At 70.0% G+C, this 21,689-nt stretch carries 21 protein-coding genes; 12 read left to right on the top strand and 9 right to left on the bottom strand.

Annotation, left to right across the window (positions count from 1 at the left end; genetic code table 11):
* The first annotated feature begins 52 nt into the window (after positions 1-52).
* Positions 53-1,297 carry a PQQ-binding-like beta-propeller repeat protein gene (locus QFZ71_RS16765; protein ID WP_307669021.1) on the top strand — a complete coding sequence of 415 codons (1,245 nt, stop codon included), beginning with the start codon at positions 53-55 and terminating at the stop codon, positions 1,295-1,297.
* A gap of 359 nt (positions 1,298-1,656) precedes the next feature.
* Complete coding sequence (locus tag QFZ71_RS16760) at positions 1,657-2,937, top strand: Cmx/CmrA family chloramphenicol efflux MFS transporter (protein ID WP_307669020.1); 1,281 nt, start codon at positions 1,657-1,659, stop codon at positions 2,935-2,937.
* Here QFZ71_RS16760 and QFZ71_RS16755 read toward each other — a convergent pair.
* Both QFZ71_RS16755 and QFZ71_RS16750 read right to left on the bottom strand, forming a co-directional pair.
* Complete coding sequence (locus QFZ71_RS16755; protein ID WP_307669019.1) at positions 2,861-3,160, bottom strand: DUF4031 domain-containing protein; 300 nt, start codon at positions 3,158-3,160, stop codon at positions 2,861-2,863. The two genes, QFZ71_RS16760 and QFZ71_RS16755, sit on opposite strands and share 77 nt — an antisense overlap.
* The gene (locus QFZ71_RS16750) at positions 3,157-3,528 is read right to left on the bottom strand and encodes a hypothetical protein (protein ID WP_307669018.1); all 372 of its coding nucleotides are present in this window, start codon (positions 3,526-3,528) and stop codon (positions 3,157-3,159) included. Before QFZ71_RS16750 ends, QFZ71_RS16755 begins: the two co-directional genes overlap by 4 nt.
* Before the next feature lie 105 nt (positions 3,529-3,633).
* On the opposite strand from QFZ71_RS16750, the gene QFZ71_RS16745 reads away from it, so the two are divergent.
* The 4 genes from QFZ71_RS16745 to QFZ71_RS16730 all read left to right on the top strand — a co-directional run bounded on the left by QFZ71_RS16745 (position 3,634) and on the right by QFZ71_RS16730 (position 8,839).
* The gene (locus QFZ71_RS16745; protein ID WP_307669017.1) at positions 3,634-4,551 is read left to right on the top strand and encodes a MurR/RpiR family transcriptional regulator; all 918 of its coding nucleotides are present in this window, start codon (positions 3,634-3,636) and stop codon (positions 4,549-4,551) included.
* A 157-nt stretch (positions 4,552-4,708) separates the two neighbouring features.
* Positions 4,709-5,707 carry an N-acetylmuramic acid 6-phosphate etherase gene (gene murQ, locus QFZ71_RS16740; protein ID WP_307671484.1) on the top strand — a complete coding sequence of 333 codons (999 nt, stop codon included), beginning with the start codon at positions 4,709-4,711 and terminating at the stop codon, positions 5,705-5,707.
* Between the two features lie 47 nt (positions 5,708-5,754).
* A complete protein-coding gene (locus tag QFZ71_RS16735; RefSeq protein ID WP_307669016.1) occupies positions 5,755-7,332 on the top strand; it encodes a PTS transporter subunit EIIC in 1,578 nt (525 codons plus the stop codon).
* 433 nt (positions 7,333-7,765) lie between these two features.
* The gene (locus tag QFZ71_RS16730) at positions 7,766-8,839 is read left to right on the top strand and encodes a hypothetical protein (protein WP_307669015.1); all 1,074 of its coding nucleotides are present in this window, start codon (positions 7,766-7,768) and stop codon (positions 8,837-8,839) included.
* A gap of 337 nt (positions 8,840-9,176) precedes the next feature.
* Here QFZ71_RS16730 and QFZ71_RS16725 read toward each other — a convergent pair whose 3' ends face one another.
* From QFZ71_RS16725 to QFZ71_RS16715, 3 genes are all read right to left on the bottom strand, one after another.
* Positions 9,177-9,626 (bottom strand): hypothetical protein, encoded by a 450-nt coding sequence (locus QFZ71_RS16725; protein ID WP_307669014.1) that lies wholly within the window; start codon positions 9,624-9,626, stop codon positions 9,177-9,179.
* Between the two features lie 145 nt (positions 9,627-9,771).
* Positions 9,772-10,116 carry a hypothetical protein gene (locus tag QFZ71_RS16720; protein ID WP_307669013.1) on the bottom strand — a complete coding sequence of 115 codons (345 nt, stop codon included), beginning with the start codon at positions 10,114-10,116 and terminating at the stop codon, positions 9,772-9,774.
* Positions 10,117-10,324: 208 nt separating this feature from the next.
* Positions 10,325-10,561: a hypothetical protein gene (locus QFZ71_RS16715; protein ID WP_307669012.1), complete on the bottom strand. Its 237-nt coding sequence runs from the start codon at positions 10,559-10,561 to the stop codon at positions 10,325-10,327.
* A 137-nt stretch (positions 10,562-10,698) separates the two neighbouring features.
* Between QFZ71_RS16715 and QFZ71_RS16710 the strand changes: the two genes are divergently transcribed.
* Positions 10,699-12,057, top strand: coding sequence for a hypothetical protein (locus QFZ71_RS16710; RefSeq protein WP_307669011.1), 1,359 nt, complete (start codon positions 10,699-10,701; stop codon positions 12,055-12,057).
* Positions 12,058-12,952: 895 nt separating this feature from the next.
* Here the strand turns inward: QFZ71_RS16710 and QFZ71_RS16705 are convergent.
* The 3 genes from QFZ71_RS16705 to QFZ71_RS16695 form a co-directional block, all read right to left on the bottom strand.
* Positions 12,953-13,402, bottom strand: coding sequence for a hypothetical protein (locus QFZ71_RS16705; protein WP_307669010.1), 450 nt, complete (start codon positions 13,400-13,402; stop codon positions 12,953-12,955).
* Positions 13,403-13,546: 144 nt separating this feature from the next.
* Positions 13,547-13,891 carry a hypothetical protein gene (locus QFZ71_RS16700; protein WP_307669009.1) on the bottom strand — a complete coding sequence of 115 codons (345 nt, stop codon included), beginning with the start codon at positions 13,889-13,891 and terminating at the stop codon, positions 13,547-13,549.
* A gap of 215 nt (positions 13,892-14,106) precedes the next feature.
* Positions 14,107-14,322: a hypothetical protein gene (locus QFZ71_RS16695; protein ID WP_307671483.1), complete on the bottom strand. Its 216-nt coding sequence runs from the start codon at positions 14,320-14,322 to the stop codon at positions 14,107-14,109.
* Positions 14,323-14,479: 157 nt separating this feature from the next.
* Here QFZ71_RS16695 and QFZ71_RS16690 point away from each other — a divergent pair, with 157 nt between their 5' ends.
* From QFZ71_RS16690 to QFZ71_RS16670, 5 genes are all read left to right on the top strand, one after another.
* Positions 14,480-15,823, top strand: coding sequence for a tetratricopeptide repeat protein (locus QFZ71_RS16690; RefSeq protein ID WP_307669008.1), 1,344 nt, complete (start codon positions 14,480-14,482; stop codon positions 15,821-15,823).
* 66 nt (positions 15,824-15,889) lie between these two features.
* Complete coding sequence (locus QFZ71_RS16685; RefSeq protein ID WP_307669007.1) at positions 15,890-16,162, top strand: hypothetical protein; 273 nt, start codon at positions 15,890-15,892, stop codon at positions 16,160-16,162.
* A 16-nt stretch (positions 16,163-16,178) separates the two neighbouring features.
* Positions 16,179-16,493: a 4a-hydroxytetrahydrobiopterin dehydratase gene (locus QFZ71_RS16680; RefSeq protein WP_307669006.1), complete on the top strand. Its 315-nt coding sequence runs from the start codon at positions 16,179-16,181 to the stop codon at positions 16,491-16,493.
* 592 nt (positions 16,494-17,085) lie between these two features.
* Complete coding sequence (locus tag QFZ71_RS16675) at positions 17,086-18,180, top strand: MarR family transcriptional regulator (protein WP_307669005.1); 1,095 nt, start codon at positions 17,086-17,088, stop codon at positions 18,178-18,180.
* Between the two features lie 581 nt (positions 18,181-18,761).
* Entirely contained in the window at positions 18,762-19,382 is a 621-nt protein-coding gene (locus tag QFZ71_RS16670) for an NADPH-dependent F420 reductase (protein ID WP_307669004.1), read from the top strand.
* A gap of 174 nt (positions 19,383-19,556) precedes the next feature.
* On the opposite strand, the gene QFZ71_RS16665 is transcribed toward QFZ71_RS16670, so the two are convergent.
* Positions 19,557-21,209, bottom strand: a complete 1,653-nt coding sequence (locus tag QFZ71_RS16665; protein WP_307669003.1) for a serine/threonine-protein kinase — start codon at positions 21,207-21,209, stop codon at positions 19,557-19,559.
* Positions 21,210-21,689 lie beyond the last annotated feature (480 nt).

The following is a 21,689-nucleotide window of genomic DNA, read 5'->3' as shown; positions in this document are numbered from 1 at the left end:
CGGCGATCCGCCGATCTTTCCGCTCCGAACAACTCCACGGGGGTAAGGCGACATGTCCAAGGGACTCGGTACGACGGCCGGCAGGACTTCCCGGCGGCGCGTACTGCGGCTGGCCGGGGGCGGGCTCACGATGGCGGTGCTCGGGGCCGGTCTGACCGCCTGCGAGGACGAGTCGGCGACCGGCGGCGAGGGCAGCGTGCCGTCTCCGCGCGGCTCTTCCCCGCAGGACGGCAAGGGGGACAAGGGCGGGCAGGACGGCAAGGCCCCCGCACCGCTCTGGACGAAGACCACCTCGGCGCAGACGTACGGGGACAACGACGAGCTCGTCGCCGTGGACGGTGTGGTGATCGCAAGCGGCGACCCGCTGGCCGCGCTCGCCGGGGCGACCGGCGAGGAGCGGTGGTCGCTGACCGAGGGGGCGACGCCCGGTGCGCCGCTGCTGCTCGGCGCTGGCACCCTGTATCTGGCCAGCGGCAAGTACGACGGCAGCGTGATCGGCTTCGTGCCGGGGTCGGGCAAGGAGACCTGGCGCAGCCACCTCGGCAAGGAGTACCGGCAGCCGCGGCCCATCGCGGTGGACGCGGAGCAGGTGTACGTCGTCGCGGAGATCCTGGAGGCGGACGGTTCGTCCCACACCAACGTGATCGCCGCGCTGAACAGCACCACCGGCAAGGTCGCGTGGAAGGAGCAGCGCGACCTCGGCACCGAGCAGAACGGCATCCACGCCGCCGTCCAGGGCCGCCATCTCGTCTACACGGACTACAAGAAGAACCTCACGGTCCGCGACACCGCCACCGGCAAGCAGGTGTGGACGCACAAGACGACGAAGACGAGCTACGGGCCGTTCGCCGTCCACCAGGACCTGGTGATCGTTCCGCAGGGGTCCCGGCTCCAGGCGTTCGCGCTGGCGGACGGCTCCGAGAAGTGGTCCGTGGAGGCGGAGGAGTTCTCCCTGTTCCGGGAGCCGAGCCTCGTGGACGGGGTGCTGTACATCGCGGACAGCGGCCGCACGCTGTGGGCCCTCGAACCGGCGACCGGGAAGAAGGTCTGGCAGTCGACGGCGCTCCAGGACGCGAGCGTGCAGGTGCCCCGGCAGTTCGTCAGGGTGGGGGACACGCTCTTCGGGGCCACCGACCTCGATCCGGAGGGCGGCGTGCACGCCATCGACGCGAGGACCGGTGCCCTGCGCTGGACCTTCAACGACGGGACGGGCGACTACCACGCGTGGCTGGTGGCCACGGACGGCAAGCACGTCTTCGCCCTGCACGGCAAGAAGCTGCACGCGCTGCCCGCGTGACCGGTGCCCCCGGTCCGCGCGGTCGGCGGCCGGAGAGGCACCCGCCGTGAAGCCCGCCGCGGAACCTGCCGTGGCACCCGCCGCGGAACTTGCCAGGGGCCTGTCGCAGAACCTGCCGGGGGCCTGTCGCGGAACTCCCGGCCGTCCGGGTATGTGTGGCGGGTGCTTCTCCGGCCGCCGCCGCGCGGCTGCCTCTCCGGCCCCGCCGCGCGGGTGGCTTCCGGCCGTCCGCGCGAGGTGCCCGTGTCCCACGTGACAGGCGTGTGAACAGGTACGTTGCCCTCCCCACGCCGGGAATGCGCAAACGTTTCCCGGCGTTGGGACGAGTCATGCCCGACTCTCCCTCACGCCGCGCCCCCATGCCCCTGGCCGTATACATTCTCGGCCTCTCGGTCTTCGCACTCGGCACCAGCGAGTTCATGCTGTCGGGTCTGCTCCCGCCCATCGCGGACGACATGGACGTGTCGATCCCGCAGGCCGGACTCCTCATATCCGCGTTCGCGATCGGCATGGTGGTCGGCGCCCCGCTGCTGGCCGTGGCCACCCTCCGGCTACCGCGCCGCACCACGCTGATCGCGCTGATCTCGGTGTTCGGCCTCGGCCAGGTGGCCGGCGCCCTGGCCCCGACGTACGAGATCCTCTTCGCCTCCCGCGTGCTGAGCGCGCTCGCGTGTGCGGGGTTCTGGGCCGTCGGGGCGGCCGTGGCCATCGCCATGGTCCCGGTGAACGCGCGGGCACGCGCGATGGCCGTGATGATCGGCGGCCTGTCCGTGGCGAACGTGCTCGGCGTACCCCTGGGGGCCTTCCTCGGCGAGCACTTCGGCTGGCGTTCGGCGTTCTGGGCGGTCGGCGCGGCCTCGGCCGTGGCACTGGTCGGCGTCGTCACACGCATCCCGTACATCCCGCTGCCCGAGAAGAAGCCCGCGCTGAAGCGGGAGCTGGCGATCTACCGGGACCGCCAGGTCTGGCTGGCGATCGTGGTCACCGCGCTCGCGGCGGGTGGCGTGTTCTGCGCGTTCAGCTATCTGGCGCCGTTGCTCACGGACGTGGCGGGGCTGGAGTCCGGCTGGGTGCCGTGGATTCTCGGCCTGTTCGGGGTGGGCGCGCTGGTCGGCACGATGGTCGGCGGCCGGGTCGCGGACGCGCACCTCTTCGGAGTGCTGCTGAGCGGCATCGCGGCGTCCACGGTGTTCCTGGTGGCGCTGGCCCTGTTCGCCTCCAGCCCGGTGGTGGTCATCGCGCTGGCGTTCCTGCTGGGCCTGTCCGCCTTCTTCACCGCCCCCGCGCTGAACGCGCGGATGTTCAACGTGGCCGGGGCCGCCCCCACGCTGGCCGGGGCCACCACGACGGCGGCGTTCAACCTGGGCAACACGAGCGGACCGTGGCTCGGCGGCACGGTGATCGACCTGGACTTCGGCTTCGCGTCCACGGCCTGGGCGGGTGCGGCGATGACGGCCCTGGCCCTGGCGGCGGTCGGCGTGGCCCTGCGCCTCCAGCGCGGCGAGGGCGGCCACGGCACCGGCCGGTCGCGGTCGCGGCTGATCGCGAAGGGTGCGGCGGACGTCACGAAGAGCGCGTCGGCGGGTGGGGCTGTCCCGGTGCCGGACGCCCCTTCGGCCTCCTCAGCCCGGCGGCCGTAAGGCGCCGGACCAGCTCCTTCGAGCCGACCTCCCGCGCCCCGGCCCGTACGGCGTCCGCGTAGTGCGCCTCCGGTACGTCGTAGTGGTCGCGCTCGAAGGCGCGCGCCGGACAGCCGATCGCGGCGGCGAAGGCGTGCAGCTCCTCGAACGAGACATCGCTGACCAGGTGCGACCAGAGGCGGCCGTGGCCGGGCCAGGTGGGCGGGTCGATGTAGAGCGTCACCGCCGCAGTACCTCGCCCAGCGCCCCCACCGGGGCCACCGCGACGGCCGCCTTCGTGCAGACCCAGTGCGGGTCGGGGCCCAGCTCCGGTTCCACGTCCAGCGCGTGCGGCTCTTCCTCCGCCGAGCACGCGGGGCACAGCGGCCACCGCCCGTACCGCTCCAGCAGCGCGTCCTGGACGTCCTGGGCGATCAGCCCGGCCACGAACTCCGCACCCTCCGGCCACTGCTCCACCCACCACCGCCGGTGTGTCACCGCGTCCTCGACCAGCGAGACGATGTCCGCCTCCGCGACGTCGGCCGCCGCCAGATCGGCCACGACCAGCGCGCGGGCGGTGTGCAGTGCCTGCTCCAGGGGGTTCAGCTCCATGCCCCCATTGTGCGCCCGCGCGCGAAACGATCCGCCGGAGGCTCCGCCAGTGGTAGAGACCGCTGAGGGGTTGACGGGTCCCGGGGTTGAAAATATCTTTCATATGTGACCAGTGACGTGAAGGAAAGTTTCAACGGCGACTCCCCACCCGCTCCGGCGGCGCTGGCCGCCAAGGTCCGGACCCTCGCCCCCTCCATGACCCGCTCGATGCAGCTGGTCGCCGAAGCCGTGGCGGGCGACCCGGCCGGCTGCGCCGCCCTCACCGTCACCGGCCTCGCCGAGCGCACGGGCACCAGCGAGGCCACGGTCGTCCGCACGGCCCGCCTCCTCGGCTACCCCGGCTACCGGGATCTGCGCCTCGCGCTGGCCGGCCTCGCCGCACACCAGGAGTCCGGCCGGGCCCCCGCCGTCACCGCCGACATCGCGGTGGACGACCCGATCGCCGACGTCGTCGCCAAGCTCGCCTACGACGAGCAGCAGACCCTCGCCGACACGGCCGCCGGGCTCGACACCGTACAGCTGGGGGCCGCCGTCGCCGCCGCCGCGACCGCCCGCCGCATCGACGTCTACGGCGTCGGCGCCTCCTCCCTCGTCGGCCAGGACCTGGCGCAGAAGCTGCTCCGGATCGGCCTCATCGCCCACGCCCACATGGACCCGCACCTCGCGGTGACCAACGCGGTGCAGCTCCGCAGCGGCGATGTGGCCATCGCGATCACGCACTCCGGCTCCACCGGCGACGTCATCGAGCCGCTGCGGGCCGCCTTCGACCGCGGGGCGACCACGATCGCGATCACCGGACGGCCCGACGGCCCCGTGTCGCAGTACGCGGACCACGTGCTGACCACCTCCACCGCACGCGAGAGCGAGCTGCGACCGGCCGCCATGTCGAGCCGGACCAGCCAGCTGCTCGTCGTCGACTGCCTGTTCATAGGTGTCGCGCAGCGGACGTACGAGACCGCCGCGCCGGCGCTCGCCGCCTCCTACGAGGCCCTCGCCCACCGCCACAGCCCCCGCGCCCGCTGACCGGGCCCGGACCTCGTACGCGCACCCGTACGCGACCGGGAGCGTGACCGGGACCGGGACCGCCGAGAACACCGCGCAGACCGTTCAGACCAAGCGCCCCGCACAGACCGAGCAGACCGAGCACTCTGTGCAGACCGAGAAAGCTGAGCCGCACCTCATGACCTCCACCACCGACGCGAACCCCGGCACCCCCGGCACCCCCGACGTCCCCGGCGCGACCGACACCTCCGGGACCTACGGCGAGCTGCGCGCCCAGCTGGCCACCCTCGCCACCGAGGCGTTCCGCCCCGAGCTGGCCGAGATCGACCGGCTGTCCACCGAGGAGATCGCGCGGATCATGAACGGCGAGGACACCACCGTCCCCGCCGCCGTCGCCGAGCGGCTGCCGCAGATCGCCGCCGCCATCGACGCCATCGCCGAGCGCATGGCGCGCGGCGGCCGGCTGATCTACGCGGGCGCGGGCACGGCGGGCCGCCTCGGGGTGCTGGACGCCAGCGAGTGCCCGCCCACCTTCAACACCGACCCGTCCGAGGTCGTCGGCCTGATCGCGGGCGGCCCCTCCGCCATGGTCACGGCCGTCGAGGGCGCGGAGGACAGCAAGGAGCTGGCCGCCGCCGACCTGGACGGGCTGAAGCTGACCGCCGACGACACGGTGGTCGGCATCTCCGCCTCCGGCCGCACGCCGTACGCGATCGGCGCGGTCGAGCACGCCCGCGCGCGGGGCGCCCTGACCATCGGGCTCTCCTGCAACGCCGGTTCCGCGCTGGGCGCCGCCGCCGAACACGGCCTGGAGGTCGTCACCGGACCCGAGCTGCTCACCGGCTCGACCCGGCTCAAGGCGGGCACCGCGCAGAAGCTCGTCCTCAACATGATCTCGACGATCACGATGATCCGGCTCGGCAAGACGTACGGGAACCTCATGGTCGACGTCCGCGCCTCCAACGAGAAGCTTCGGGCCCGCTCCCGGCACATCGTCTCCCTGGCCACCGGCGCGTCCGACGCCGAGATCGAGGCCGCCCTCGCGGCCACCGACGGCGAGGTCAAGAACGCGATCCTGGTCGTTCTCGGCCAGGTCGACGGCCCCACCGCCGCGGCCCGCCTCACCGAGGCGAACGGCCACCTCCGCGCCGCCCTCACGGCCGTCCGCACCACCTGACCCACCCCGGGGTCCCCCACCCCCCGCACAGCAAGGCACCGAGCACCATGGCCACTGAAGACAAGAACCGCGCCACCGCCGCCGCGATCCTGCCGCTCGTCGGCGGCGCGGCGAACGTCGCCTCCGTCGCCCACTGCATGACCCGGCTCCGGCTCGGGCTGCACGACCGGTCCCTCGTCGACGACGAGGCGCTGAAGGCCCTCCCCGCCGTGATGGGCGTCGTCGAGGACGACACGTACCAGATCGTGCTGGGTCCGGGCACGGTCGCCCGCGTCACCCCGGAGTTCGAGCAGCTGGTCGAGGAGGCCCGCGAGGCCGCCCCGGCCCCGGCCCCCGAACCCGGCGCGGCCCCCGCCACGGCGGAGGAGCTGGCAGCCCAGGGCGCGGCGATCAGGGCGGAGCGGAAGGCGAAGAACGCCACCCCGTTCAAGCTGTTCCTGCGGAAGATCGCCAACATCTTCGTCCCGCTGATCCCCGCGCTCATCGGCTGCGGCATCATCGCGGGCCTCAACGGCCTGCTGGTGAACCTGGAGTGGCTGCCCGCCGTGACGCCCGCCCTGGCGGCGATGGCGTCCGGCTTCATGGCGCTGATCGCGGTGTTCGTCGGTTACAACACGGCGAAGGAGTTCGGCGGCACGCCGATCCTGGGCGGTGCGGTGGCCGCGATCATCGTCTTCCCGGGCGTGACGAACATCGACGCCTTCGGCCAGACGCTCTCCCCCGGCCAGGGCGGCGTGCTCGGCGCGCTGGGCGCGGCGGTGCTGGCGGTGTACGTGGAGAAGTGGTGCCGGCGCTGGGTGCCGGAGGCACTGGACGTCCTGGTCACCCCGACGCTGACGGTGCTGATCTCCGGCCTGGTGACGATCTTCGGCCTGATGTACGTGGCGGGGGAGATCTCGTCCGCGATCGGGACGTTCGCGGACTGGCTGCTGTCCAACGGCGGCGCGGGCGCGGGCTTCGTCCTCGGCGGCCTGTTCCTCCCGCTGGTCATGCTGGGCCTGCACCAGGCGCTGATCCCGATCCACACGACGCTCATCGAGCAGCAGGGCTACACGGTGCTGCTGCCGATCCTGGCGATGGCGGGCGCCGGCCAGGTGGGCGCGGCGGTGGCGGTGTACGTCCGTCTCCCCCGCAACGAGTCGATCCGCCGCACGATCAAGTCCGCTCTCCCGGCGGGGCTGCTGGGCGTCGGCGAGCCCCTGATCTACGGCGTCTCGCTCCCGCTGGGCCGCCCGTTCATCACGGCGTGCGTCGGCGGGGCCTTCGGCGGCGGCTTCGTCGGCCTGTTCAACCAGCTCGGCGACACGGTCGGCTCGACGGCCATCGGCCCGTCCGGCTGGGCCCTGTTCCCGCTCCTGGACGGCAACCACGGCCTGGGCTCCACGATCGCGATCTACGGGGGCGGCCTGCTGGTGGGTTACGTCGCCGGCTTCCTGGCCACGTACTTCTTCGGCTTCGGCAAGGACCTGCTGGCCGAGTTCAACGTCTCCCGCGAACCGGCCCACTCCACGGTCGCCGCCACGGGCAACACCCACCCCGCCCCGGCCGGTTCCGGCCCGAACGACTCCGACAACCCGGACCCGGGCCCCGGCCCCGACCCGGCCAAGGCCCCGGCGGGGGTCTGACACGGGGCCCGTCACGCGCCTCAGCCCCGGCTCGGCCGGTTTCGGGTCCCGGCCGGCCGGTTCCTGGTCCCGGCCGGCCGGTTCCTGGTCCCGGCCGGCCGGTTCCTGGTCCCGGCCGGCCGGTTCCGGTGCCCGGTCGGCCGGTCCGCGGCGCTGTGGTCGGCCGGGCACCCACTCGCCCGGCCACAGCTCCGCGAGTGGTTTCACCCCGACGCAGTAGCGACGCCCCACCGGATCAGCGTTCACGGCGCAACGGCTCGGTGAACCGCAAGGGCCACTCGGTGAACCGTAAGGCGGCTCTGCCAGGCCCCACCCGTGCGGCCACGCGAGGGAGCGGTGCTGCGACACACCTGTTCGGCGGTGAATCCCTCGACTTGCGACATCGATCCGCTCCCATTAATCCATGCCGACAACCCTCCCCCTCCGCCCTGGCGTGCGACGTTCCGCCATCCGCGCCACGCTGGCCGTAACCGCGGCCGCGACCCTGACCGCCGCCGGTTTCACGATCACCAGCACCGGCGCCCGGGCCGCCGACGGCGACGTGGCCAACAGCGTTCTGGCCGACCTCACCATCTCCGACGTCCCCGCGGCCGGACTGGACGCCTTCACCGGTGTCTTCGGCACAGCGGGCTCCCCACCGAACGGAGGACTCGACAACGGAGACCTCTCCGACCCGTCGGGAGTCCTGAACTACCTGACCGTACGCGGCCAGGCAGTGGCCAGAACGAACGCCGAGGCGGCGAGGAACTGGGCCCAGGCGCAGGCGTCCGGGTTCACCCTGTCGCTGAACGAGCGGGACTTCCTCAGCGTGGGTTCCCTGGACGCCTACGCCGAGTGCATCCCCGCTCCCATCGGCCCGCTCGCTCTGGCCTACGCGCGCACCGACTCCAACACCATCGGCGTCCTGGGACGCCAGGTGCCCACCGGTACGACGCAGCTCGAGGTCACGGGAGCGGAGCTGGGCGCCGCCGACGTCAGCACCGCCACCCTCACCGTCCGGTACGACCAGATCGAAGACCCCTCGGGAGGCGCCTACCAGCCGCAGTCCACCGCCCGGGCCGCCCTGGACATCACCATCTCCGGCACCCTGCGCGACGAAGAGGGCGGAGAGCTGTACGACGGGCCCCTTGTCGACGTCGAGCTCGGTCACGTGGACGTCACCTGCGACGGCACCACCTCCCCGCCGGTCACGACACCGCCGGTCACGACACCGCCGGTCACGTCACCCCCGGTCACGACACCTCCGCCCACTCAACCGCCGGTCACCGACCCGCCCATCACCATCCCGCCCGTCACCGTGCCTCCCATCACCGTGCCGCCGGTGACCGACCCGCCCATCACGATCCCGCCGGTCACGGTCCCTCCCGTCACCGTTCCCCCGATCACGCTCCCGCCGACCACGCCTCCGGTCACCAAGCCCCCGACGTCCCGTCCCACTCCTACGCCGACAGCGCCCGGGCCCAGCCACGAGCCGGACTACGGCTACGGCGACCACGGCGGCTACTGAGCACCTTCCTCCGCCGGCCGGTGGCCGTGCGTGCCGCCCGGTGACCGCGACCCACCGGGCGGCACGCCGACGGGCTACGTGGTCAGGCTTCCTGGCCACGTCACTCGCCCGACCGAAGGCCACCGGTAACGAGGAGTCCGAGGAGACCCGTGCGGAGCGCGCGGCGACCCGGCTCACCATGGCCTTCGCCAAGGCCGTGTACGACCGTCGCAAGGAACGCGGCCTCTCCCGGAAGGAGGCCACCCTCGACGAGAATCAGGAAAAGGTTTGCAGCGGCCTGTCCGGTGAAGCCGCTACCACGGGAGCTGCCCTCCCGGCGCGGGTGCTCCCCGGTGAGTCAGCGCTCGTCGGGGTCGTCGGGGTCGTCTCTGTGCGTGCGCTCGGCGTCGCGTCGGATCTGTGCGTGGTGCGCGTCGCGGAGGGGGTCTCTGACGTGGAAGCTGTGGTTGCCGGGGTGGTCGTCGTAGAGGCCGCACCACTGCCGGTAGTTCTCCCTGACGTGGTGGATACGGACAGGACACAGAGGCAGCGCGGTGAACCGGTGGTGGACACGATGGCCGCCCGCGCTCCCGACCCACAGGAACCACAGGCTTGCGGGCGGTTCCGTCTCGGCGGTCCACAGACAGGTTGCGTGCTCGACCGCCTCGCCGTGTTCACCCAACTCGCATAACACGTATGGCTTGTCGTGAAGGAGATCGTCCGCGTCGTCGGGGCCGCCTTCCATGGATACGAGAGCTGCGAGTGCTTCGTCGGGAGGAAGGGCGGTGACGGCGGTGCATTGCAGCACGGTGGGTCGGGCCTCTTTCGTGGAGGTCGGGGCAACGCGAGGCCCCGCCGACGCGTACGTAGGGCAGTACGTCGGCGGGGAGCGGTGCTCGCGGGCGGACTGGGTCGGCCCTGGGGCATGTCCTTCGCTGCCGTGGCGTGTCCGGTCAGGAGGATCCGTCCACCGCGTCGGACCGCCTGGGCGGGATGGAGCACAACAGCTCCCGCATCCGCTCGAACTCAACGGCGAATGACTCAAGTTGAGCTGCCATCGCACGGGTCTCGTCCACCGTCAGGATGCCCAGCCTGATGCGGTACGCGTCCTTGACGTCGGTACAGGTGTGACAGACCTTGTCGGCCGAGATCTGCTCCAGGTTCACGCCGAACCGCAGCAGCGCATTGACGAGCCGGACACCGGCCTCCACCGCCACCTCCCGGTCAGGGTCGTCCAAGTAGTCGGGGCCGACCGAGTCGCATCCGACCAGGCCGTCCACGGGGTTGCGGTGAAGCATCACGCGATCCATCTCTCTCTGGGCAAAGCCCATCCGGGCCTCATCCCGGCCACGAACGGAAGAAGTTGTCAGAACATGCCGCCGGCCGCACGCAGGCGGCAGGGTCGGCCTCGATACGGACCAGCCCTGCGGGCTACATCCCGTACGAGCGGGCGCGGGCACAACCCCCGTGCGCGGGGGCTTGCAGGGGCCCGTAAGCGCTGACCGGTCACAGCACCTCGCCCCTGCTCCGGGCGTTCGCACGAGCGGTCCGGGCGCGGAGGCCCTCCGCAGCCGTCGCGGGCCGTACGCGCTCAGGCACCGCCTCCCACTCGACACCACCGCCCACGGGCCGCAACGACCAGTACGGACCAGCAACCCCACGGAACACACCCACGCGATCGGAACTGCCCGTATCCACTACGAGCGTGCCGACCCTTGGCCGCGAACTCACTTTCTGTCCCATGTCTCACCTTCGTGGGAACTTGCTTGATTGCACCGGTGCACCTCGTTCGTGCACGCTGAGCTAACCGTGCGGGCCATGGTGCCCGGTACCGTTGAGAGGACGCCGGATCATAAGATCCATAAGCCCTAGGGGTTGGGATGGTCGCAAATCCAGGAGCACGGCGTAACCAAGAACTGTGCACCCTGCTTGAGCAGGCCGGATACTCGGAAACCAAATTCGCCCACGCAGTGAATCGTGTGGGGTCTGAAGCTGGTCTGGCTCTTGCCTACAAGCAGCCCTCCGTGTCTCAGTGGAAGCAGGGGGCCCAACCGAAGGCGCAGGTGAGGGCCGTAATTCTGGCCGTTCTTGAACGCCGGCTGGGGCGTCCGGTGACCTATGCCGAAGCAGGGCTGCAACCACCGGCAGGCGACCGGAGCGGATCTCGGCGCGACACCGTGGAGTCCCTGATCAACCTGGGGAAGGAAGACATGAACCCCTCCCGTCGCAAACTCTTGACCACCGGTCTGTACTCCGCCGCCCTCACCGTTCCAGCCTTTTCCGCTCTCGCTTCCGCTGCGGAGGCTGATGAGCGCGACCGTTTCACCCGGCCGACCGGCCGAATTGGCCCCGGAGAAGTCGAGACCGTCCGCCGGATGACGGGCAAGATCGCAGATATCCTCGATGAACTGGGTGGTGGGCATGCCCGGCCGATGGCAGCCGCGTTCATGGTGAATACGGTCGCGGGCTACTTGCGTGCCGCCGCCTCGGAGAAGGTTCACCGCGACATGCTTTCGGCCGCGTCGGACCTCACGTATCTCACTGGCTGGATGGCGATGTACGAACGGGCCCACGGGCTCGGCCAGACCTACTACCTGCGGGCGCTGGACCTGGCCAAGGAGTCGGGTGATCAGCTCACCTACAGCCGCACTCTGCGCGGCATGAGCTTGCAGGCATCCCACCTGCGGTACGGGCAGAAGGCGCTGGACTACGCAGATTCAGCAGCCGAGGTCGCCCCGCAGGCGGGCCCGCGTCTCGTCGCGTTTCTGCGCGGTCAGCAGGCTCACGCTTCGGCCATGGTGGGTGATCGGCACGGAGCGATCGCACGGCTCAAGGAAGCGGAAACCGCTCTGGCCCAGGCGGATTCCCGGCGCGACGCCGTGGGCGGGTACGACCAGGCCGCGTTCCTCTTCCACGTGTCCCACGTGCACTACGAATCGCGCGAACTCGCCTCCTCCATCAAGGCACTTCGGTCCTCCATCCGGATCATGTCCCCCCTGGAACGGCAGGGAAGACTTCATGCGCACGCGGTGCTGGCGCAGCGACAGCACGAGTACGGGCACATGGAGGAGGCATGCGCATCGTGGGGTCGCTTCCTCGACGACTACGAGGGGCTGTCGACAGCGCGAGGTGACGAGCATTTCGACAAGCTGCGCACGCTGAGCACCCCACGGCCTTCAACTGCCGTACGCAGGCTCCAGGACCGCATCCAAGCGGTGGCCCGGCTCAAAGCTGCCTGACACCGATCCGGAAGCGAAGACGACCCCGTCGCACTCCATGCCGGAATGCGGCACACCCCGTCACACGACGCGCGGTCGGCGTTCGCTCGCTCCTCCGGGGGCCTGCCGCTTCCATGCGTACCGGGTGGTCGCCCCGTTTCGAGGATGCGATGGACGAACTACGGACGAACTCAGCCGGTTCCGTAGCGACAGGGGTGCGACGTGCGGACCGATGAACATGTTCACCCTGAGCCGGCCCCCGGTCCGGACCCGGGCCTCCCAGCTTGGAACGAGCACGCCCGCTCGGCAGTCCGACCCGAGCAGGCCATGCGGTCAGCGAGGACGGCGTCGCTGAGTTCCCCGGCATCGCTCGACCGCAGCATCCTGCAACCTGCCCGCCCCCTCAGCACACCTTCTGGAGACAGCGTGCCCCGCCTGCACGTCCCGCCATACGCCTGGTCTGCAACGACAACCGTCTTGCCCTCTCCGTCGATGACTGCAACACCCTCGAACCCCTCGGAAGCGCACGGTTCACTCACTGCGTGCGCACCGACTGGGACCACGCCTCTACGGGACGCGGAGCACTACCTCTTACGCCAAAGGGAGACCGACCAAACTGGCAGCGGGCAGAATGACACCGACTGAACCACGCACGCGACCGCTTCATAGCGGAAGAACCGATATGCCGGTTTCTCAAGAAGTAAGTAACGGCCACCCCGCCACCTAAACCCGCAGGTCACGAACTGTCGTCCCCGCGCACGCGGGGGTGTTCCCGGAGTCCTGAGTCAGCGCATCGCTGACGTGGTGTCGTCCCCGCGCAGGCGGGGGTGACCCTGACAAGGGCTCCTCGGATTACGGTTCTGAGAGGTGACCCGCCGCGGGGGCTGCCCCTGTTGGCACGGTGTCCCCCGGTGGGTCAGCGCTCGTCGGGGTCGTCGGGGTCGTCTCTGTGCGTGCGCTCGGCGTCGCGTCGGATCTGTGCGTGGTGCGCGTCGCGGAGGGGGTCTCTGACGTGGAAGCTGTGGTTGCCGGGGTGGTCGTCGTAGAGGCCGCACCACTGCCGGTAGTTCTCTCTGACGTGGTGGATACGGACAGGACACAGGGCAAGAGTGACAAGCCGGTGGTGGACACGATGGCTGCCCGAGCTGTCGGTCCACAGGAACCACAGGCTTGCGGGCGGTTCCGTCTCGGCGGTCCACAGGCGCGCTGCGTGCTCGACCGCCTCGCGGTGCTCGCCCAACTCGCATAACACGTATGGCTTGTCGTGAAGGAGATCGTCCGCGTCGTCGGGGCCGCCTTCCATGGATACGAGAGCTGCGAGTGCTTCGTCGGGAGGAAGGGCGGTGACGGCGGTGCATTGCAGCACGGTGGGTCGGGCCTCTTTCGTGGAGGTCGGCGCAGCGCGAGGCCCCGCCGACGCGTACGTGGGGCGGTACGTCGGCGAGGAGCGGCGCTCGCGGGCGGACTGGGTCCGCCTGGGGCATGTCCTTCGCTGCCGTGGCGTGTCCGGTCAGGAGGAACCGTCCACCGCGTCGTGCCGCCTGGGCGGGATGGAGCACAGCAGCTCCCGCATCCGCTCGAACTCAACGGCGAATGACTCAAGTTGAGCTGCCATCGCACGGGTCTCGTCCACCGTCAGGATGCCCAGCCTGATGCGGTACGCGTCCTTGACGTCGGTACAGGTGTGGCAAACCTTGTCGGCCGAAATCTGCTCCAGGTTCACGCCGAACCGCAACAGCGCGTTGACGAGCCGGACACCGGCCTCCACCGCCACCTCCCGGTCAGGATCGTCCAAGTAGTCAGGGCCGACCGAGTCGCACACGACCAGCCCGTCCACGGGGTTGCGGTGAAACATCACGCGATCCCTCTCTCTCTGGGTATGACGCCCACCCGGCAGCGCGGCACTTCCCGCGCCTGCCGGACGGAACCTTGATCGGCCGGATCTACTCCCGGCCACGAACGGAAGAGGTCGTCAGCCCGTGCAACCGACCGCACACGGGGAGGCGGGGTCGGCCTAGATGCGGATCACCTCGGCGAGCGGCCCGCCGCATCCGAGCCGGCACGGGCCGGTCACAGCACCTCGCCCCTGCTCCGGGCGTTCGCACGAGCGGTCCGGGCACGCAGACGCTCAGCAGCCGTCGCGGGCCGTACGCGCTCAGGCGCCACCTCCCACTCGACGCCGCCGCACACAGGCCGCAACGACCAGTACGGACCAGCGACCCCACGGAACACGCCCACGCGATCGGAACTGCCCGTGTCCACCATCAGCGCCCCGACCGGAGGCATCACCGACTCTGCGCCCACCCGCCCATCCCCTTACGTTCCGTTCACATCTGCTCGCACTAGGCAACGGCACAGGCGGGTGCGGCGGTACCGTTGGAAAGCGCACAGGGTTTAAGGGCGTTAAGCGATGGGCTTAATCGTGCAGGGGAGTTGAGCGATCGTGGGCACCAGCGGGCCGAACACAGCGTTAGGGCAACTCTTCCGCGAAACCGGCTGGACGTTGCGGCAGTGCGCGCAAGCGGTCAACAGGGTGGGAACCGAACGCGGCACCCCCAAGCAGTACCGCGCGCCCTCGGTGCATCAATGGATGAGCGGGAGCCTTCCGCGCGAGGACGCCCGTTCGCTGATCTTGGAAGCGTTCGCCCGACGGCTCGGGCGGCCCGTCACACACGCGGAAGCCGGCTTCCCGGCTCCTGAGGGAGTAACGGAGACGGAGGGCAGCACAGTTGACGGGATCATCGATCTTGGGAGGCTGGACATGGACCCTTCCCGTCGTGGCGTACTGAGCATCGCCCTGTTCTCCGTCGCACTGACCGTCCCCGAGTGGCCGGACGTGGTCGGGCGCATGGAATCTGCCCAAAGTGGCGCGCGGACCCGTATCGGCATGTCCGATGTGCACACGGTCTCCGCGATGACAGAACAGCTCTCTTCCATGGACGACCAGTTCGGCGGTCGCACGGCGCGCCCTCTGGCAGCCACCTTTCTCGTGAACACAGTCGCGCCATTCCTGCGTGTGCCAGGCCCCGAGGATGTACGGAAAGCCATGATGTCCGCGGCATCCGATCTCTGCTATCTCACCGGCTACATGGCGGTTGACGAGGGCTTGCACGGTCTCGCGCAGCGCTACTACCTCAAGGCGCTGGAGCTTGCGGGAGCGTCGGAAGACCACTTGACGTACTGCACCACGCTCCGAGGCATGAGTGTGCAGGCGGTCGATCTCGGCCAAGGCCCAGTGGCGAAGCGGCTCGCCGACTCTGCCGCCGCATCGGCGCCGCAGGCCGGTCCACGCATGCGCGCCTTCCTTGCGGGACAACAGGCGCACGCCGCAGCACAGATCGGGGACCGTAAATCCGCGCTCATGTATTTGCAGGAAGCGGAGGTGGCCATGGACAAGGCGGAATCAGGCGCAAAGGTATTCGGTTCGTACGACCCCGCATCGCTCAACTATCACACCAGCCAGGTGCGTTATGAGATGGGCGACCTGCGCGGCGCAGTTGAGGCCCTGCAAGAGTCGGACCGGCTTCGGTACAGCGTCTACCGCCGCACGCGCGTCAAGGAACGAGCGATCCTCGCCGAGCGGCAACTCTCCGTCGGACACCTGGAGGCCGCGTGCCGGACATGGGGACTCGCTCTGGACGACTATCCGTTGGTCAACAGCGGTCGCATCGACAAACGCATGACGGACATGTTCAACCTGATCCGGCCCCACGTCCGTAACCAGGCCGCCCGAGCCCTGGACGAGCGCGCCCGTTCGGTCATCCGACCCCAGCTGATTCCGGCGTAGCGGAAATTCCGCCGCTCCACGAGCCGGGAACGTACCAGGGCCTCTACGAATACGGGCAACATCTCCTTGGCCGCCCGCATCGGTGCGCAGGCGGTAGGCATCGCCGCGGAGACCGGCTCCGCGCGGATCTTCGAACAGCTCGACCGGCTCGACCAGGCGCTGGCCCCTGCGGTCAGCGAGGACGGCGTCGCTGAGTTCCGAGGAGCGCTCGACCGCATCATCCTGCAACCTGCCCGACCCCTCACCACACCTTCTGGAGACAGCGTGCCCCGCCTGTACGTCCCGAATGGCACGATGCCCCGGTCGGCCGGGACCTCACAGCAATCCTGGCGCCGGTGACCGAAAGGACCTGACCATGGGCAAGGATTTGCTGCCGGACGAGGAGATCACGGAACGTTTGGCCGAGTTGACGGGATGGGAGCGCGAAGGGGACACGATTACGCGCTCGTTCGGCATCCGATACCACGGCGGCGTCGCGCTGATCGTGAACGTCGCGGATACCGAGCGGCTCGTCGGGCACCACGCGGACATCGACCTGCGGTGGGATCACGTACGGTTCCGGATCACGACGCACGACGCCGGCCACCGCCTCACAGCGGCCGACTTCGACCTGGCTGCCCGGATCGACCGCATCGCGGCGGCGCACCAGGCACAGCCCCACAACTCCTGAACGGGGAAACACGAGCGGACCCCGTCTCGTAGCCGGAGGTAGGCATATCCGGTACACAATCTGCCCCACCGAGGCATGAGAAGAGAGAGTCGTGAGCGACGACCTTTCCGCAGTGGACCCCCTCCTGTACGCAGTGGCCACGCTCACGTAGGCGCGGCAAGCCTCCCGAAGCTCGGATCTTGAGCCACGAACTTCGGGACCCGAGATCCGAGCTTCGGGTGAGACCGGGTCACTCGTTCGGAGTACGGGAATGAGGGCTGCGGCCCGAAGCTCGGGTCCTGGGATCCGGGTGTCGGGATACGAGCCGCGAGACCCGAGCACCTTCTTTAACCGGCAGGAAAGACAGGGGGGTTGGAGAAAACCTCCCCACCCTCCCTACCCCGTCACGGCCAGCAAGTATGACTAATGGTGACGGCTTGCGGCACAGCGTGACGACTGTCTACGGTGCGAGAACCAAAACGACCCCGACACGGTGTTGCAACCACCGGGCCAGGGTCTAACCGCAAGATCGTTCACCTAGAAAGCCGATCCCGTGGCTACTCAGCACCTTAGCTCTGCCCCGTCCGCGCCAGCAGCCTCACACGCCTACCCGATGGCCAAACCGGGTTATGGCAAACGCTCCGCCCCGGACCAGAACCCGCGCACACGCGACGACTTCGCCTTACTCCCCACCCGCGAGCGGTACGTGGCCGGGTTCATCGACCACCTCCCCGAAGGTGCGGCGATGAGCGTGAAGCAACTGGCCAAGCACCTCCCTCTCTACGGTCAGCAAGCCATCTCAACCGCGCTCAACACCCTGTCCGTCGCGGGCCACCTGCGCCGCGTCCTGTGCAGGCTCGGCACCGGGTACGAAGTCCGCTGGATCTACCGCACGTTCTGGTCCCGTACCGCACGCGACAACGAATGGTGGACCACCTACCTCGCCACCGAGAACGCCGTCCAGGCCCTGACCCCGGCCGCTGCCGGACCGGAAGCACCTCGCTCCGACGCATCCCCGCAGCCGAATGACGCAACCGCGGTATGCGCCCCTGAACCCCCCGCCGTTCCTCAGCAGCGCACCCCGCCACCGGCCCCCGAGGCACCGCAGCCTCAGCCTGAGCCCCAGCCCACCGAACAATGGCCGTCTGCACAGGACATGGTGAGCTACTCCTCAATCGCCCCGGCGCCCGCATCACCCGTCCCTGGTGCCGTCCGTGCGGCGCTCCGCGCCACCGCTGAACCCGAGCGCTCCCCCGCCTACCTGGCGTTGGCCCACCTGGGCCGCACCGACCACCGTCTCGCCCTCTCCGCCCACGACTGCACCGCCCTCGAACCCCTCGCAACCGCATGGCTCACACGAGGCGTGAGCGTCGACTACCTGACCAGCGCCCTCACCGCAGGACTCCCCGCACAGATCGACTCACCAGCCGGCCTCCTCCGCCGCCGCCTCACCGACAAGATTCCGCCCCAACTCCCCACGACCGAGGCCACTCCGTTCAGCTCCGACGCCTCCGCGACCGACCGCCGCATCCTCATCGAATGCACCAACTGCGGCCGCCCCGGCCCACCGGAAGCACTCCCGGACGGACTCTGCCGCCCCTGCCACCAAGCCCACACCGGCAACGACACCACCACACCCAGCCCCGCCGAAATCGCCACCGTCAAAGCCCACATGGCCAACCTCCGCAGCCTCCTCAAACCCGTCTGACCCCGACCAGCAGGCCAACCCACCACATCACCCCTGAGGTGCAGAGCATCTGCACCACCACCCACACCCCGAACCACGCCTACGAGTCGCGTAACCCCGCCTCTTGCGCCGAAGCCGGATCGACCAGGCTGGCAGCAGGCAGAATGGCACCAGCCGAATCACACGCGTGACCGTTCCATGATGGAAGTCCAGATATGCCGGTTTCTCAAGAAGTAAGTAAAAACCGCCACTCCGCCACCTAAACCCGCAGGTCACGAACTGTCGTCCCCGCGCACGCGGGGGTGTTCCGCCGGACCACGCGGCGGGGGCGGAGCCGGACGAGTCGTCCCCGCGCATGCGGGGGCGGGCCGTTGGGGGCTGAGGTCACATCTCCACCGGCACCGGACGACTTCCCGCCCTGCTCGCCCCCGTCTCCTCCCCGCTCGGCATCAGCGGCATCACCACCGCACCGGACACCAAGGTGACCACACCAAGGTGGCCACAAGCCCGGCACCGCGCCCGGCGGACTACGTCTCAGGTGCCGGTCTGCCCCCGTCTCCGGCCCGATACGCCCCCGGAGATCGCCAACTAGCTTCGGCCTCATGCGAATCGGACTGCTCGGCACCGGAAATGTCGCCCGCGCCCTGGCCCACGGCTGGCGCGCCGCAGGGCACGACGTCCTCCTCGGATCGCGTCATCCACGGGAGCGTGGCGACCTCGGTCTGCCGGTCGCGGGGCTGGACGAGACCGCCGCGCACGCAGAAGTCCTCGTCAACGCCACCCCCGGCGGCGTCTCCGTGGACCTGCTCCGCTCCATCGGTGCGCCGGCCCTGGCCGGCACGCTGCTGATCGATGTCGGGGTCGGCCTGTCCGACGACTTCAGCGCCCTCACCCATCCCAACAGCAGCCTGGGCGAACTGATCCAGGAGGCGTTCCCGCTCACCCCCGTCGTCAAGACGCTCTGCACGATGGACTCGACCACCATGGTCGCGCCGGGCGACCTCACCGAGCCGGGCACCGTCTTCCTGTCCGGCGACGATCCCGAGGCCAAGGCCACCACCGGAAGGCTGCTCGCCGACCTCGGCTGGCCTGCCTCCTCCCAGCTCGACATCGGCGGCATCACGACCGCACGCGGCCAGGAGCACTTCGCGTTCCTGTTCATGGGGATCGCGGGCGGGGTGGGCTCCCACACCTTCAACATCAAGGTGGTCACCCGCCCGTAGCCGCGCCACGGCGCACGCGGGCCCCGAGAACTCCATGCCCACAGCCGTACGTCGAACCGGAACGGCCCGACGTACGGCTACGGAACGACCGCGCGGTACGGCCTACCGGGGCGACTCCCGGTACGGCCTACCGGCGCGACTTCCTCCGGCTTCCTCCCGTGAACGGCTGGGCTCTCAGGAAGCACCGGCCCGGGCAATCCTCTTCAGGCAGTACACGGTCCCCTCATGGATGGAGTGGATCGGGCCTACTCCGCCGCACACAAGAGAGGGATCGGAGGCTCCGCCCTCCAGCGGTATCGCCTTCACGATCTCCAGATATCCCGGATCGCACATGGCGGGGTCCTCAAGGAGGAATCCGCTGTCCATGCGACCGCTGTCCGGGAATCGGGGGGCGTAGACGCATTCGCCCACATGGATGTTGCGCTTGACGCACAGCTCGATCGTTCCGACGAAGAGGTCGCCTTCCTCCCGCAGGCCGGAGTTCTGCCGCTGCTCGGGGCACCACGTGCCTCCCTCGACCCTGTCGTACGCGATGTAGTGCGCTTCCGCCGAGGAGCAGTCGGCCTTCTCCACGACGAGCCTGTAGTCCCGCAGGCAGTCACCGATCTTGAAGTCGCGGACAGCGGCGTAGGACTGACCCTCGTCGCTGTTGTTCCAATAGACCTTGTAGCCGCCGAATCCCAGGGAAGCGAGCAGTACGGTCACGGCCGCGGACCAGGCGAGGATCCGGCCGCGGAAGCCGCGACGCCGTACGCCTCCTGCCTGCGGCGGGTCGGGCACGGGCACGGGCAGGACAGGAGGATCTGTCCGTGGCGGGGCCGGGACAGGAGGGGCGGACGTGCCTGTCCGCGGCGGGCCCGGCACCGGTGGAGGGGCGGTGCTCGTGACCGCCCGGTGGAAAGATTCGGCACTGTCCGCCACGGGAACGGCCGCGGGTATCGGCTCCGGGGCTCCGCGTCCGCTGTGGTCGCTGATCATGGCGGTCCACGCCGGCGGCAGACTTCCGGCCCCGAGCAGAGGGACGAGCGCCGCGGCCGACAACAGGTCCGCCGGGCTCGGCCTGGCTTCCGGCGCGAGGGCCAGGCAGGGCCGGATGAGCGTGTCGAGTTCGCCGGGGAGACCGGTCAGGTCGAGTTCCCCGCGCTGTACGTGGGCGAGCAGCCGCAGGGCATCGGCGTCCGCCGCGTACGGTGGCCGGCCGACAGCGAGGAAGAAGAGGGTGGCGCCGAGCGAGTACACGTCCGACGCGGCGGTCGACTGTTCGCCGCGGGCCTGCTCGGGGGAGCTGAACGCGATCGTGCCCAGAGTCAGCGTGGTCCGGGTCAGGTCCGTGGCGTGGGAGATGCCGAAGTCGAGAAGGCGCGGGCCGGTGAGCGGCAGCAGCGTGTTGCCGGGCTTCACATCCCGGTGGACGATCCCGGCACGGTGCAGGTCCGTCAACGCTTCGGCCATCCCCGCGGCGAGCCAGCGCACAGCATCGGAGGGAAGGGCTCCGGCGCGCTGAACGAGGTCGGCCAGAGACGGTGCCGGTACGTACTCCGTGGCCATCCACGGCACGACGGCTTCGGCGTCCCCGTCCACCACGGACACGGTGAAGACTCCGTTCACCCTGCGAGCCAGTGCCACCTCCCGTGCGAAGCGACGCCGGTCGAACTGCCCTGCCTCCTCCTCCGTGAGGAGCGTCTTCACCGCCACCAGCCGGCCGCTCACGGAACGGCCGAGATACACCCGGCCCATGCCGCCGGCACCGATACGGCCCAGCAGTTGGTAATGCCCCAGTTGAGAGGGGTCTCCAGGCTGTAGCGCCTGCACACGTGATGAGCTCATTTCCCCCGCCTGCTGCCTGCGGCACGGGGCCATGGTCCGGCCGGCCGCGCGCTCCCCGTGGTGATCGGATGTGCGACATGGCGCCCCTGGCGAACGGGCCCTCGCCCAGGGCCGCCCGCGGCCGCCAAAGACCTCGCGCGCTCGTCCACCCTTCCCCATGTGTCGATGCCGTTCGTGCCTCGCCGGACAACTTGTCTTCCGGGGGCGGGAATTCGGGGCCATGCTAACGGCGTTCGGCTGCCGGCCATCAGGCGGTCCCCGGCTCGGCGGGCTCCCGCGAAGGATCATCGCCGGGGTCCGGTCGGCCGTCTCCCGGCTCGACCTCGGCTCGCCACCCGCCCGGCACGCCCCGTTCACGCCATGTACGCATCAGGTCGGTCCACGCGCGCTGCCCGTGTCCGGCCGCTCCGGTCCCAGATCGGAATCCCGGCCCTCCGGTCATACTGGGCCAGACAGGGAACGGACACGGGCGGCCGACGA

This window comes from Streptomyces sp. V2I9, from assembly GCF_030817475.1.
Lineage (GTDB): Bacteria > Actinomycetota > Actinomycetes > Streptomycetales > Streptomycetaceae > Streptomyces.
Note: the sequence above shows the minus strand (reverse complement) of the source record. Positions and strands in the feature narration are given on the sequence as shown.